Source organism: Cellulomonas pakistanensis (assembly GCF_016862755.1).
Lineage (GTDB): Bacteria > Actinomycetota > Actinomycetes > Actinomycetales > Cellulomonadaceae > Cellulomonas > Cellulomonas pakistanensis.
Genome location: NZ_BONO01000031.1, coordinates 22,689 through 35,797, shown reverse-complemented (window position 1 = coordinate 35,797; position 13,109 = coordinate 22,689). Strand labels below are relative to the sequence as shown.

Below are 13,109 nucleotides of genomic sequence, written 5' to 3'. Positions count from 1 at the left end.
CCCGCGGGGCGTCAGAGCTCGATGCCCTCCAGCATCTCCGTCACGAGCGCCGCCACCGGCGACCGCTCCGAGCGGGTCAGCGTGACGTGCGCGAACAGCGGGTGGCCCTTGAGCGCCTCGATCACCGCCGCGACGCCGTCGTGCCGGCCGACCCGCAGGTTGTCCCGCTGCGCGACGTCGTGCGTCAGCACCACGCGCGAGCTCTGCCCGATCCGGGACAGCACCGTCAGCAGGACGTTCCGCTCGAGGGACTGGGCCTCGTCCACGATGACGAACGCGTCGTGCAGCGAGCGCCCGCGGATGTGCGTGAGCGGCAGCACCTCGAGCAGCTCGCGGTCGATGATCTCCTCGACCACCTCGCGGCTGACCACCGCGCTCAGGGTGTCGAACACCGCCTGGGCCCAGGGGTTCATCTTCTCGGCCTCGCTGCCAGGCAGGTAGCCGAGCTCCTGGCCGCCGACCGCGTACAGCGGGCGGAACACCATGACCTTGCGGTGCTGCCGGCGCTCGAGCACCGCCTCCAGGCCCGCGCACAGCGCCAGCGCCGACTTGCCGGTGCCCGCGCGCCCGCCGAGCGACACGATGCCGACCGACTCGTCGAGCAGCAGGTCGATCGCGATCCGCTGCTCGGCGCTGCGGCCGTGCAGGCCGAACACGTCCTGGTCGCCGCGGACCACCTGCACGTGCTTGTCCGCCGTCACCCGGCCGAGCGCCGACCCGCGCGGGCTGTGCAGCACCAGGCCGGTGTGCACCGGGAGCGTCGGCGCCTCCGGGAGGTCCGCCAGCGGCAGCGACTCGTGCTCCCAGAGGTCGGCCATCTGCTGCTCGCCGACGTCGAGGGTGTCCATGCCGGTCCAGCCGGAGTCGACGGCGAGCTCGTGCCGGTACTCCTCGGCGCGCAGGCCGATCGCCGACGCCTTGATCCGCATCGGCAGGTCCTTCGACACGACCGTGACGTCGTGACCCTCGGCGGCGAGGTTGGCCGCGCAGGCGAGGATCCGGGTGTCGTTGTCGCCGAGCCGGAACCCGGCGGGCAGCACCTCGGGGCTGATGTGGTTGAGCTCGACCCGCAGCGTGCCGCCCTGGTCGCCGAGCGGGATCGGGGTGTCCAGCCCGCCGTGCGCGACCCGCAGGTCGTCGAGCAGCCGGAGGGCCGCGCGGGCGAAGTAGCCGAGCTCGGCGTGGTGCCGCTTCGCCTCGAGCTCGGTGATCACGACGACGGGGAGGACGACGTCGTGCTCGGCGAACCGCGTGATGGCCCGCGGGTCCGACAGGAGGACGGAGGTGTCGAGGACGTGCGTGCGACGCCCCTCCGGCTGGTCGGTCGAGGCGGTGGCGGTTCCCAGCTTGCTGACCACGGCAGGCTCCCTCCGGCGCTGCTCAGCGCCGAGTCGGACCCCTCGCGCCGGACCCGCGGGTCGCGCGGCGCTCGGTGACGGGACGAGGGCGGCCGGCCGCGGAGGGCCCGGACCGGCCCTCCCCCCGGAGCGGATGCTCCATGGGCTGGCCTCCCGGGGGCGGCGGGTGCCGCCCGTTGCTCCGGACGCTACGCCGGGACTCCGACACGGTGGCGCGCACGACACGCCGCGGGTGTGATCCGCAACACGATGTTCACCCGGGCGTCGTCGCGGCGTCGCCGGGGCGCGGCCGCGACGACGCCCGGGCCGGGGCGTCACTGCCCGTGCCGGCGCTCCCGGGCGGCGTAGTCGCGCACCGCGCGCAGGAAGTCGACCCGCCGGAAGTCCGGCCAGTAGACCTCGCAGAAGTAGTACTCGGAGTGCACCGACTGCCAGAGCATGAACCCGCCCAGCCGCTGCTCCCCCGACGTGCGGATGACCAGGTCGGGGTCGGGCTGCCCCTTGGTGTAGAGGTGGTCCGCGATGTGCTCGACGTCGAACGTGGCGGCGATGTCGTCCAGGGTCGCGCCCTCGGCGGCGCGCTCGGTGAGGTACGACCGCACCGCGTCGGCGATCTCCTTCCGGCCGCCGTAGCCGATGGCGACGTTGACGTGCAGCCCCCGCACGTCGGCCGTCGCGGACTCGGCGTCCCGCAGAACCGCCTGGGTGTGCGCGGGCAGCAGGTCGAGGGAGCCGACCGCCTGCAGCCGCCAGCGCCGGGTCGCGGCGAGCTCCCGCACGGCGTCCTCGATGATGCCGAGCAGCGGCTCGAGCTCCTCGGGGTCGCGGCTCAGGTTGTCCGTCGACAGCATCCACAGCGTGACGACCTCGACCCCGACCTCCTCGCCCCACGCGAGCAGGTCGGCGATCCGGTCCGCGCCGCGGCGGTGCCCGGTCGCGGTGGACTCGCCGAGCTGGCGCGCCCAGCGCCGGTTGCCGTCGAGGATCACGCCCACGTGCCGCGGGACCCGGTCGCGGGGCAGCGACGCGGCGAGCCGGCGCTCGTACAGCCCGTACAGCGGGTGGGGCAGGCGCACGCGCGGGTCTCCTCGGCTGGTCGGGGCGGTGGGGCGTGCTCACGCTACCGCCCGGCGACCCCGCAGCACGGCGCGTCCACGGAGCGGCAGGGGGAGGATTCGTGCAGGCGCGACGGACACCGCAAGAACTACCTACGCACCCGTAACCTACGGATTCGTAGGTTAGGCTCGGGTCCGTCACCCGGACCAGCCGAGGACATCTGGGAGGAGCCCGCCGTGGACGTCGCCGAGACCGCCGAGCAGATCGCGGACGCCGTCAAGCCCCGCCTCCGCGGCTGGATCCACGCCGGCATGTTCCCGCTCGCCACCGCGGCGTCCATCGTGCTCGTCGTGCTCGCGCCGACCGCGCCGCTGACGATCGCGTGCGCGGTGTTCGGGCTGGCGGCGATGCTGCTGTTCGGCACCAGCGCCGTCTACCACCGGGGCACCTGGTCCCCGCGGGTCGCCGGGATCCTGCGCCGGCTCGACCACACGAACATCTTCCTGGTGATCGCGGGCACGTACACGCCGCTCGCGGTCGCCCTGCTCCCCGCGTCGACCGCCCGGACGCTGCTGCTCATCGTCTGGTCCGGCGCCCTGGTCGGGATGCTCGCCCGGGTGTTCTGGCTGGGCGCGCCACGCTGGGTCTACGTGCCCGTCTACATCGCGCTGGGCTGGGTCGCCGTGTGGTTCCTGCCCGCGTTCTGGCGCGCGCCCACCGGCGGGCCCGAGGTGGTCTGGCTCGTCGCCGGCGGCGGCCTCGCCTACACGCTCGGCGCCGTCGTCTACGGGACGAAGCGGCCGAACCCGAGCCCCCGCTGGTTCGGCTTCCACGAGATCTTCCACGTGCTGACCGTCGTCGGGTTCACCTGCCACTACGTCGCGGCCGCCCTCGCGGTCCTGCGATGAGCCCCCGCGGGGCCCTCTACGGTGGTGGCATGACCGGCACCGTGCAGCGCGTCCCCGACCCGTCGGCCCCCGGGCCCGTCGAGCCCGCGCCCGCCCCGCGCATGCCGGACCCCGCCGAGCTGCGTGCGCTCATGCGCGACATGCGCCGCCTCGCGCTGACCTACAAGTTCGGCATCGACGAGGTCATGACCAAGATCGCGATCCTCCGCGACGAGTTCCGGCACATGGCCAACTACAACCCGGTCGAGCACGTCGGCTCCCGGCTCAAGTCGTTCGAGTCGATCGTCGCGAAGTGCCGGCGCAAGGGCATCCCGCTGACCCCGGACGCCGTCCGGGCGCAGGTGTTCGACGTCGCGGGCGTGCGGGTGACCTGCTCGTTCGTGTCGGACATCTACCGGGTGCGCGACATGCTCGTCGCGCAGGCCGACCTGACGCTGCTCGAGGAGCGCGACTACATCGCGCACCCCAAGGGCAACGGCTACCAGTCGCTGCACCTCATCGTGCAGGTGCCGGTGTACCTGTCCGACCGGGTCGAGCACGTCGTCGTCGAGATCCAGCTGCGCACCATCGCCATGGACTTCTGGGCGAGCCTGGAGCACAAGATCTACTACAAGTACGACCGGCAGGTGCCCCGGCACCTCACCGACTCCCTCAAGCTCGCGGCCGACGTCGCCGCGCAGCTCGACGCGTCGATGGAGCGGATCCACGACGAGGTGCGGGCGCTGGCCGGGGACGAGGCACCGGTGGAGCAGGCGGAGGCGGTGCTGACGCCCGAGGAGCTGCTGCGGACGTTCTGGCCGTCGCCGGACACGGACCTGGACGCGGAGGGGCGCCCGCGCGGCTGACCGCCCTGCGCCCGGCGGGTCAGACCGCCGGGACCACCCGGTACCGGCGGTGCGCGAGCGACGGGTTCGTCTCCCGCACGCCGGCCAGCGCCTCCGGGTCGAGGTCGACCGTGCGCAGCTCGGGCTCATCGCCCAGCTCCAGCCCGACGACGCCGTCCGGGCCGACGACCAGCGACCGCCCCGTCACGCCCCTGCCGGCCTGCCCGACGGCGACGACGACCGCGGTGTTCTCGATCGCCCGGGCGGTGGCCAGCGTGCGCCAGTGCTCCGCCTTGAGCGGCCCGGCCGCCCACGCCGCGGGGACGACCAGGACGTCCGCGCCGGCGTCGACCGCGCGGCGCGCCGACTCCGGGAACCGCAGGTCGTAGCAGGTGAGCACGCCCAGCCGGACGCCGGCGACGTCGAGCGTCAGCGGCGCGGCGTCCGCCGGGCCGGCCTCGAGGCGGTCGGACTCCCGGTGCCCGAACGCGTCGTACAGGTGCACCTTGCGGTAGACGCCGGCCAGCGCGCCGTCGGCCGCGACGGCGACCACGGCGTTCACCGCCCGCTCCGGCGTGGACCCGGGCAGCGTCGTGCCCGCCACCACCGCCACGCCCGTGGCCGCCGCGCGCTCGCGCAGCAGCGAGACGAACGGGCCGTCCAGCGGCTCGGCGTGCTCGGGGCCGGTGCCCCGCGGGTCGAACCCCGAGGCGTACTCCGGCAGCACCAGCACGTCGGCGCGGGTGCGGGCGGCCGTGTCGAACGCGCGCCGGACGACCTCGCGGTTCGCGTCGTGGTCGTCGCTCACCCGGAGCTGGCCGACCGTGACCCGCACCGCCGGGCGGACCGGCGGCTCGACGGTGCTCACCGGCGGCCCGGCGGCGTCGTGCCACCGGGGTCGCCGTCGGCCGTCGGGGCGCCGTCTCCTGCCGCGCCGCCCGCCGGGGCGTCCCCGGAGGCGGCGCCATCCCGCTCGGCCTGCAGCCGGCGCGCGTTCCGGTCGACCACCCGCAGGTGCCGGACCAGCGAGAACGCCAGGAAGATGACCGCCGCGGCGGCCGCGAACGTCACGAGGAACCCGAGCAGGCCCGGCGACGTCTGGTCCTCCGGCGGGATCTCGAGCGTCGACGGCGAGGGCGACGGGGTCGGCCCGGTCGCGGCGGCCAGCGAGCCCCAGCCCTGCAGCAGCGTGCCGTGCGCGACCGCGAGCAGCGTCCCCGGGGTCACCGGAGCACCTCCCGGACGCCGGCGAACAGGTCGTCCTCGGGCAGGGTCGTCGGCACGCGCGACTCGGCGAGCTCGAACTCCTCGGTCGGCCACACCTCGAGCTCCAGGTCCCGCGGCATCGCGAAGAAGAAGCCCTCGGGGTCGATCTGGGTGGCGTGCGCGCGCAGCGCCCCGTCCCGGGCGTCGAAGTACTCGTGCACGTCGACCAGCGTGGTGACCTCGCGCTCCGGGATCTCCCGGGCCGCGCGGCTCTCGACCCACTCGCCGAACGGCGACTCGAGCCCGCGCTCGACGAGCGCCTCGTGCGCCGCGCGGATCCGGGCCATCGAGAAGCCGTGGTTGTAGTAGAGCTTCAGCGGCTCCCAGGGCTCCCCCGCGCCGCGGTACCGCTCGGGGTCGCCGGCCGCGTGGAACGCCTCGAACGCCACCCGGTGGCACATGATGTGGTCCGGGTGCGGGTAGCCGCCGGTCGGGTCGTACGTCGTGATCACGTGCGGCCGGAACTCGCGGACCAGCTCGACGAGCGGCCGGGCGGCGTCCTCCAGCGGCTGCAGCGCGAAGCAGCCCTCGGGCAGCGGCGGCAGCGGGTCGCCCTCGGGCAGCCCCGAGTCGACGAAGCCCAGCCAGTGCTGCCGCACGCCGAGCGAGGCCGCGGCGGCGGCCATCTCGGTGCGGCGCACGGCGCGCATCCCCTCGATGCCGCCCTCGACGGGCGGGTGGTGCGGGTTGAGCACGTCGCCGCGCTCCCCGCCGGTGCAGGTCACGACGAGCACGTCGACGCCCTCGGCGGCGTACCGGGCGGTGGTGGCCGCCCCCTTGCTCGACTCGTCGTCCGGGTGGGCGTGCACCGCCATCAGGCGCAGCTGCTCGGTCACGGTGTGGTGTCGTCCTCTCCTCGTCGCCGGCGCGGCCTCCGGCGCGGGACAATGGTCGCACCCCGACGACTCCGCGCGCCGACGCGCGCGGCCCCTTCCTCCAGGAGCGATACGTGACGGCCACCTCCGACCCGACCCCGGACCTCCCCGCGGGGCGCTACGGGAAGCCGTCCGGCCCCGGCCGGCCCGGGCTGGCGCGCGCGGCGATGATCGCCCTGGGCGTCGTCGCCGTCGCCGTCGCCGCGTGGCTCGCGCTCGGCGGGGACGGGCTGAGCTGGAAGATGGTCGGGTTCAGCGTCGACGGCCCGACCAGCACCGCGATCACGTTCGACGTCACCAAGGACGCCGACGCCACCGTGCGCTGCCGCGTGCAGGCCCTGTCCGAGTCGTACGCCGAGGTGGGCGTGCAGACCGTCGAGGTCGGGCCGGCCGGCACCGCCACGCAGCGCGTCACCTCGGCGATCCCGACCACCGAGCTGGCGGTGTCCGCGGTCGTCGAGTCGTGCGAGGCGGCCTGACACCCGGCCGGCACCGGGCCCGCGGATCCACCCCCGGGGACCGCCGGGTTGCTATGCTTGCCGATTCATACGCCGCCCCCGGTCCGACGTCGCCCGACGTCGCCGCAGGCCGACGCGACCGCGAGGAAGACGGCACCCCCGTTCACCGCCCGGCCCGCGCACGCCTGACCGGGGCCACCGACGACGGCGCGCCACCGGGCGCGCGACACGCAGGAAGGAGTGGACGTGACCGACACGACGCAGGCCGCCACCTGGCTGACGCAGGAGGCCTACGACCGCCTCAAGGCTGAGCTCGAGCACCTCGAGGGCCCGGGCCGCGCCGAGGTCACCGAGCGGATCGCCGCCGCGCGTGACGAGGGCGACCTCAAGGAGAACGGCGGCTACCACGCCGCCCGCGAGGAGCAGGCCAAGCAGGAGGCCCGCATCCGCGAGCTCAAGGAGAAGCTCCGCAACGTCCAGATCGGCACCCCGCCGGACGACGGCGTCGTGGAGCCCGGCATGGTCGTCACCGCCGTGGTCGCCGGGGACGAGATGACCTTCCTGCTCGGCTCGCGCGAGATCGCCGGCAGCGCGGACATCGAGGTGTTCTCCCCGACGTCGCCGCTCGGCGCCTCCATCAACGGCCGCAAGGTCGGCGAGAAGGTGTCCTACACCGCGCCCAACGGCCGCGACATCCCGGTCGAGATCACGGACGCGAAGCCCTTCACGGGCTGACACGGCCGCCCACGCGACGAGGGCCCCGACCGGATCACCGGTCGGGGCCCTCGTCGCGTGCCGCGGTCCGCGGCGGCCGGTGCGGTCAGACCGCGCACTCGCAGACCAGGTTGTACTCGACCACCTGCTCGCCGTCCTCCGGGCGGGCGAACGCCTCGGCCTCGGCGCGGGACGCGAACTTCCGCCCGACCAGCCTGCCGTCGGCGAGCAGCACGCCCGCCTCGATCTCCGTCCGGGGATCGACCCAGCCGCCCGTCGTCGTGGCCGCCGGGGTGGTCGTCGTCGTCACCGTGGGTCCTCCTGTCGTCCGTGGGGGCGCTCCGGCCCTCGTGAGGCACAACACCGCGCGGCGCGGTTCCATGCCCGCTCGCCGAGTGGGCATCGGACGCGTCGAGTGGGCATCCCCTGGTTGCCCAGTCGACGCGTCCCGTGCCCGGTCGGCGCCCCGGCCGCGGTCCGCGCCGTTTGCGACCGCGTCCGGCACGATCGAGGCGTGAGCACCGAGGACGACGTGCGGCGGATCGCCACCGGCCTGCCCGAGGTCACCGAGCGGCCGGCGTACGGCACGCCCGCCTACTACGTCGCCGGGAAGATCTTCGCCCGGGTGCACGACCAGCCTGGCGTGCTGGTGTGCTGGCGCCCCGACGTCGAGGAGCGCGCCGGGCTGATCGCGAGCGCGCCGGACCGGTTCTTCACCACGGACCACTACCGCGCGCACCCGAGCGTGCTGGTCCGGCTCGACCGCGTCGACCCCGAGGAGCTCGCCGAGCTGCTCGCGGAGGCGTGGGAGTGCCGCGCCCCGCGCCGCCTCTGCGACGCCGCGCCACGCGCCGAGAGAGCATGAGACACGTCGAGAGAGCATCCAGTGGATGCTCTCTCGACGTGTCGGATGCTCTCTCGCCGGCCTCGCGAGCCTCGCGGGCCTCGCGGGCCGGCCGGGCGCGCGGGCCGCGCCGCGGTCAGTGCTCCGCGAGCCGGAAGCCGCCGTCGCGCAGGTGCTGCAGGACGCGGGCGCAGTGCTCGGGCCCCTTGGTCTCGACCTGCACCTCGATCTCGACCTCGTCGATCTCCAGGTCCACCCCGGTGCGCACGTGCGACACGTGCATGACGTTGCCGCCGGTGGTCGCCAGCTCGCGCAGCAGCGCCGCCAGCGCGCCCGGGGCGTCGTGCACGCGCACCCGCAGCTGCAGGTACCGGCCGGACACCGCGAGCCCGTGCCGGACGACGCGCAGCAGCACCAGCGGGTCGATGTTGCCGCCGGACAGCAGCACCACGACGGGCCCCTCGAGCTCGCCCGGGGCCGCCATGACCGCCGCGACGCCCGCGGCGCCCGACGGCTCGACCAGCAGCTTCGCGCGCTCGGCGACCAGCAGCAGCGCGCGGGACAGGTCCTCCTCGGACACCGTGCGCACCTCGCAGCCGTGCTGGCGCAGCAGCGCGAACGGGACCGCGCCGGGCGTCCCGACCGCGATGCCGTCGGCCATCGTGTGCAGCTCCGGGGCCGCGACCGGCTCCCCCGCCACCAGCGACGCCGGGTACGCCGCGGCCCGCGCGGCCTGCACGCCGATGACCCGCACGTGCGGCGCGAGCTCCGCCACGACCGCCTGGATCCCGGCCGCCAGCCCGCCGCCGCCGAGCGGCACGACGATCGTCCGCACGTCCGGCACCTGCTCGAGGATCTCGAGGGCGAGCGTGCCCTGGCCCGCGACGATGTCCTCGTGGTCGAACGGGTGGATCAGCACCCGGCCGGTGCGCTCCGCCTCGGCGCGCGCCGCGACCAGCGCCTCGTCGACGCTGCGGCCGTGCGGCCGGACCTCGGCGCCGTACTCCTTGGTCGCCGCGACCTTCGGCAGCGCCGCGTCCACCGGCATGTACACGACCGCGTCGATGCCGAGCAGCTGCGCGGCGAGCGCGACGCCCTGCGCGTGGTTCCCGGCGCTCGCCGCGACGACGCCGCGGGCCTGCTCCTCGGACGACAGCCGCGCCATCCGCACGTAGGCGCCGCGGATCTTGAACGACCCGGCGCGCTGCAGGTTCTCGCACTTGAGCAGGACGGGCACGCCGGCGATCTGGGACAGGGCGCGGGAGGACTCCACCGGGGTGCGCGTCGCCACGCCCTCCAGCAGGCGCGCGGCGGCGCGGGCGTCGTCGAGGAAGGTCACCGGTGCATCATTCACGATCTCCCCGTCGGACCGTCCGGGCCGCGCCGCGCACCTCCCGCCCCGCGCGCGCCGCCGGGCTCGAGCCCGGCCGCCGGGTCGCTGCCGCCCGCGCCGGCCCGGACCCGCCCGCGGCCGATCCCGCGCCGGCGGCCGTACACCCCGGGCGGCCGGAGCGTCACGTGGTCGTCCGTGCCCAGCTCGGGGAACTTGTCGTGCCCGTGCAGGTAGAGCACCACCGTGTTGAGCACCGCCGCGATCGGCACCGCGAACAGCGCGCCGACGATGCCGGCGGCCAGGGAGCCCGCCGCCACCACGAGCAGCACGGCCACCGGGTGCAGCGAGACCGCGTGGCCCATGAGGAACGGCTGCAGCACGTGGCCCTCGATCTGCTGCACGAGCAGCACCACGCCCAGCATGAGCAGCGCCACGACCGGGCCCTGCGCGACGAGTGCCACCAGCACCGCCACCGAACCGGTGGCGATGGCGCCGACGATCGGGATGAACGAGCCGACGAACACCAGCGTCGCCAGCGGCACCGCGAGCGGCACGCCGAGGATCGCCGCGCCGAGGCCGATCCCCGTGGCGTCGACGAATGCCACCAGGATCTGCGTGCGCGTGTACCCGGACAGCGTGACGATGCCGCGGCGGCCCGCCTGGTGCACCCGCTCGCGCACCGAGATCGGCAGCAGGCCGACCAGCCAGGTCCAGATCGTCCGGCCGTCGAGCAGGAAGAAGAACGTGCAGAACAGGGTGATCAGCGCGCCCGCGGCGACGTGGCCCACGGTCGTCGTGACGGTGAGCGCGCCGGACACCAGGCTGCTCGCGTTCTCGCTGATCTGGTCCCGGCCCTGCTGCACCAGGTCGTCGAGCTGGTCGGTGCTGAGGCCGAGCGGGCCGTCGGACAGCCACGCCAGCGCCTCGTCGACGCCGGCGGACGCCTGGTCGTAGAGGTCGCCGAAGCCGCTCGCGATCGACCGGCCGGCCAGCACGACCAGCCCGGACACCACCGCGAGCAGCAGCAGCACCGAGGTGATCGACGCCAGGCCGCGCGGGAACCGCAGGCGGGCGTGCAGGAACCGGGCCACCGGCGCGAGCAGCACGGTGAGCAGCAGCGCGATGGCCACCGAGACGACGATGACCTTGAAGAAGCCGACGACCCACAGCCCCGCCGCGGTCGCCGCGGCGATGAGCAGGAACCGCCACGACCACGCCGCGGCGGCGCGCACCGACGGCGCGACCGACTGCTCGGCGGTCCAGCCCGGGGGCGTGTCGCCCGAGGCGAGGTCGCCCTCGTGCAGCACCGGCGCCGGGGTGGCCGGCTCGCCCGGGCGGGGGCGGCCCCGCCAGCCCCGGCGCGGCGTGCTCACGCCAGCGCCTGGGCCAGGTCGGCGAGCAGGTCGGCCTCGTCCTCGATGCCGACCGACAGCCGGACCAGGTCGTCCGGGACCTCGAGGTCGGTGCCCACCACCGAGCCGTGGGTCATCCGCGCCGGCAGCTCGATGAGCGACTCCACGCCGCCGAGCGACTCGGCCAGCAGGAAGATCTTCGTGCGAGCGCAGATCTGCTCGGCGCGCTCGGCGCTGCCCGCGCGGAACGACACCATGCCGCCGAACCCGGACATCTGCCGCGCCGCGACCTCGTGGCCCGCGTGGCTCTCGAGCCCGGGGTAGATCACCTGCGGGACGTCGTCGCGCGCCTCCAGGAACGCGGCCACCGCGGCGGCGTTCGCGCAGTGCCGGTCCATCCGCACCGCGAGCGTCTTGAGCCCGCGCATGGTCAGCCAGGAGTCGAACGGGCCGGCGACCGCGCCGGAGGCGTTCTGGTGGAAGGCCACCGCGTCCGCGAGCGCCGTCGTGCCCGTCGGCCCGTCCAGCCCGACCGGCAGCTGCGCGCCGTCCGCGACGACCAGCGCGCCCCCGACGACGTCGGAGTGCCCGCCGATGTACTTGGTCGTCGAGTGCACGACCACGTCCGCGCCGAGCGCGATCGGCTGCTGCAGGTACGGCGTCGCGAACGTGTTGTCGACGACGAGCACCGCCCCCGCCGCGGCCGCGTGCGCCGCGAGCGCCGCGATGTCCGCGACGCCGAGCAGCGGGTTGGTCGGCGTCTCCACCCAGATGACCTTGGTCTGCCCCGGGCGGATCGCCGCGAGCACCGCGTCCGGGTCCGACAGGTCGACCGGCGTGTGCTCGACGCCCCACGGCCCGAACACGCGCGCGATCAGGCGGTACGTGCCGCCGTACGCGTCGTTCGCCATGACGACGTGGTCGCCGGGCCGCAGCACCGCGCGCAGCAGCGTGTCCTCCGCGGCGAGCCCGGACGAGAACGCGAAGCCCGCGCCGCCGCCCTCCGCCGACCGCAGCGCCTCCTCCAGCGCCGCGCGGGTCGGGTTGCCCGAGCGCGAGTACTCGTAGCCGCCGCGCAGCCCGCCGACGCCGTCCTGCTTGTACGTCGACACCTGGTAGATCGGCGTGACGACCGCGCCGGTCGCCGCGTCCGGGTCCTGCCCGGCGTGGATGGCGCGGGTGGCGAACCCGGCGGACGACCAGTCGCCGTGGTCGGTGTGCTGGTCGAGGTCGCCGGTCGCGGCCAGGGTCGGGGTGCTGTCGTTCGCGTCGCTCACGGCCCCAGGCTAGGCCCCCGCCCCGGACCGTCGCGCGCGGGAACACGCGGGCCCGCGCGCGGGTTGAGAGCGTCGGACCCGTGGAAGGGAGTCACCATGAACTGGCTGTTCGGATCCGCCCTCAAGTCGACGATGGTCGAGCCGGAGCGCGCGCTGAAGGGGCACGAGGGCTACACCTACCCGGTGCCCGCGACGCACACCGTCCTCGGGACGCCGCTGCAGGGCCCGTGGCCCGAGGGGACCCGGACGATCGTGCTCGGCATGGGCTGCTTCTGGGGCGCCGAGCGCATCTTCTGGCAGCTGCCGGGCGTCGTCAGCACCTCGGTGGGCTACCAGGGCGGCTACTCGCCGTACCCGACGTACGAGGAGACGTGCACCGGCCTGACCGGGCACGCGGAGGTCGTGCAGGTCGCCTACGACCCGACGGTCGTCTCCGACGCCGACGTCCTGCGGACGTTCTGGGAGTCGCACGACCCGACGCAGGGCTACCGCCAGGGCAACGACCGGGGCACGCAGTACCGGTCGACCGTCTACACCACGACGCCGGAGCAGGCCGCCGTGGCGGAGGAGACCCGCGCGGCGTACCAGCAGCGGCTGACCCAGGCCGGCTACGGCGAGATCACCACCGAGATCCGCACCGCCGCCGAGGCCGGGCCGTACTACTACGCCGAGGACTACCACCAGCAGTACCTCGACAAGAACCCGAACGGGTACTGCGGGATCGGCGGCACGGGCGTGTCCTGCCCGCGCCCGCTCGACGCCTGACGCACGCCGGCGCGCGAGCGTCCGGACGGCCCGGCCCCCCACCGCGGGGGCCGGGCCGTCCTGCGTCCCGGCCCCGCGC

Annotated in this window: 15 protein-coding genes; 6 read left to right on the top strand and 9 right to left on the bottom strand. The window is 75.0% G+C overall.

Annotation, left to right across the window (positions count from 1 at the left end; genetic code table 11):
* Nucleotides 1-11 precede the first annotated feature (11 nt).
* Nucleotides 12-1,358, bottom strand: a complete 1,347-nt coding sequence (gene phoH2 / locus Cpa01nite_RS16710) for an RNA 5'-3' helicase PhoH2 (RefSeq protein ID WP_203669988.1) — start codon at nt 1,356-1,358, stop codon at nt 12-14.
* A gap of 314 nt (nt 1,359-1,672) precedes the next feature.
* Complete coding sequence (locus Cpa01nite_RS16705) at nt 1,673-2,434, bottom strand: isoprenyl transferase (protein WP_203669987.1); 762 nt, start codon at nt 2,432-2,434, stop codon at nt 1,673-1,675.
* A gap of 216 nt (nt 2,435-2,650) precedes the next feature.
* Here Cpa01nite_RS16705 and trhA point away from each other — a divergent pair, with 216 nt between their 5' ends.
* Both trhA and Cpa01nite_RS16695 read left to right on the top strand, forming a co-directional pair.
* Entirely contained in the window at nt 2,651-3,322 is a 672-nt protein-coding gene (gene trhA / locus Cpa01nite_RS16700; RefSeq protein ID WP_373307463.1) for a PAQR family membrane homeostasis protein TrhA, read from the top strand.
* Nucleotides 3,323-3,423: 101 nt separating this feature from the next.
* Nucleotides 3,424-4,167, top strand: coding sequence for a GTP pyrophosphokinase (locus Cpa01nite_RS16695; protein WP_203670009.1), 744 nt, complete (start codon nt 3,424-3,426; stop codon nt 4,165-4,167).
* A 19-nt stretch (nt 4,168-4,186) separates the two neighbouring features.
* Here the strand turns inward: Cpa01nite_RS16695 and Cpa01nite_RS16690 are convergent, their stop codons facing one another.
* Genes Cpa01nite_RS16690 through mca form a run of 3 tightly spaced genes read right to left on the bottom strand, consistent with a single transcriptional unit; the run spans nt 4,187 to nt 6,227 of the window.
* Entirely contained in the window at nt 4,187-5,014 is an 828-nt protein-coding gene (locus Cpa01nite_RS16690) for a nitrilase-related carbon-nitrogen hydrolase (protein WP_203669986.1), read from the bottom strand.
* Entirely contained in the window at nt 5,011-5,373 is a 363-nt protein-coding gene (locus Cpa01nite_RS16685; RefSeq protein WP_203669985.1) for a hypothetical protein, read from the bottom strand. The genes Cpa01nite_RS16690 and Cpa01nite_RS16685 overlap by 4 nt, the downstream gene beginning before the upstream one ends.
* Nucleotides 5,370-6,227, bottom strand: coding sequence for a mycothiol conjugate amidase Mca (gene mca / locus Cpa01nite_RS16680; RefSeq protein ID WP_203670008.1), 858 nt, complete (start codon nt 6,225-6,227; stop codon nt 5,370-5,372). Before mca ends, Cpa01nite_RS16685 begins: the two co-directional genes overlap by 4 nt.
* A 134-nt stretch (nt 6,228-6,361) precedes the next feature.
* Here mca and Cpa01nite_RS16675 point away from each other — a divergent pair, with 134 nt between their 5' ends.
* Nucleotides 6,362-6,766, top strand: coding sequence for a DUF4307 domain-containing protein (locus Cpa01nite_RS16675; protein ID WP_203669984.1), 405 nt, complete (start codon nt 6,362-6,364; stop codon nt 6,764-6,766).
* Between the two features lie 225 nt (nt 6,767-6,991).
* The gene (gene greA, locus Cpa01nite_RS16670) at nt 6,992-7,480 is read left to right on the top strand and encodes a transcription elongation factor GreA (protein ID WP_203669983.1); all 489 of its coding nucleotides are present in this window, start codon (nt 6,992-6,994) and stop codon (nt 7,478-7,480) included.
* 85 nt (nt 7,481-7,565) lie between these two features.
* On the opposite strand, the gene Cpa01nite_RS16665 is transcribed toward greA, so the two are convergent.
* Nucleotides 7,566-7,769 (bottom strand): hypothetical protein, encoded by a 204-nt coding sequence (locus Cpa01nite_RS16665; RefSeq protein WP_203670012.1) that lies wholly within the window; start codon nt 7,767-7,769, stop codon nt 7,566-7,568.
* Nucleotides 7,770-7,973: 204 nt separating this feature from the next.
* Here Cpa01nite_RS16665 and Cpa01nite_RS16660 point away from each other — a divergent pair, with 204 nt between their 5' ends.
* Nucleotides 7,974-8,324, top strand: a complete 351-nt coding sequence (locus Cpa01nite_RS16660; protein WP_203669982.1) for an MmcQ/YjbR family DNA-binding protein — start codon at nt 7,974-7,976, stop codon at nt 8,322-8,324.
* 115 nt (nt 8,325-8,439) lie between these two features.
* Here the strand turns inward: Cpa01nite_RS16660 and ilvA are convergent, their stop codons facing one another.
* Genes ilvA through Cpa01nite_RS16645 form a run of 3 tightly spaced genes read right to left on the bottom strand, consistent with a single transcriptional unit; the run spans nt 8,440 to nt 12,235 of the window.
* Nucleotides 8,440-9,642, bottom strand: a complete 1,203-nt coding sequence (gene ilvA, locus Cpa01nite_RS16655) for a threonine ammonia-lyase (RefSeq protein WP_203669981.1) — start codon at nt 9,640-9,642, stop codon at nt 8,440-8,442.
* An 11-nt stretch (nt 9,643-9,653) separates the two neighbouring features.
* Nucleotides 9,654-11,009, bottom strand: coding sequence for an AI-2E family transporter (locus tag Cpa01nite_RS16650; protein ID WP_373307461.1), 1,356 nt, complete (start codon nt 11,007-11,009; stop codon nt 9,654-9,656).
* On the bottom strand, nt 11,006-12,235 hold the full coding sequence (locus tag Cpa01nite_RS16645; protein ID WP_203670006.1) for a cystathionine gamma-synthase: 1,230 nt from the start codon (nt 12,233-12,235) through the stop codon (nt 11,006-11,008). Before Cpa01nite_RS16645 ends, Cpa01nite_RS16650 begins: the two co-directional genes overlap by 4 nt.
* Nucleotides 12,236-12,361: 126 nt before the next feature.
* On the opposite strand from Cpa01nite_RS16645, the gene msrA reads away from it, so the two are divergent.
* Nucleotides 12,362-13,030 (top strand): peptide-methionine (S)-S-oxide reductase MsrA, encoded by a 669-nt coding sequence (gene msrA / locus Cpa01nite_RS16640; RefSeq protein WP_203669980.1) that lies wholly within the window; start codon nt 12,362-12,364, stop codon nt 13,028-13,030.
* The last annotated feature ends 79 nt before the right edge of the window (nt 13,031-13,109 follow it).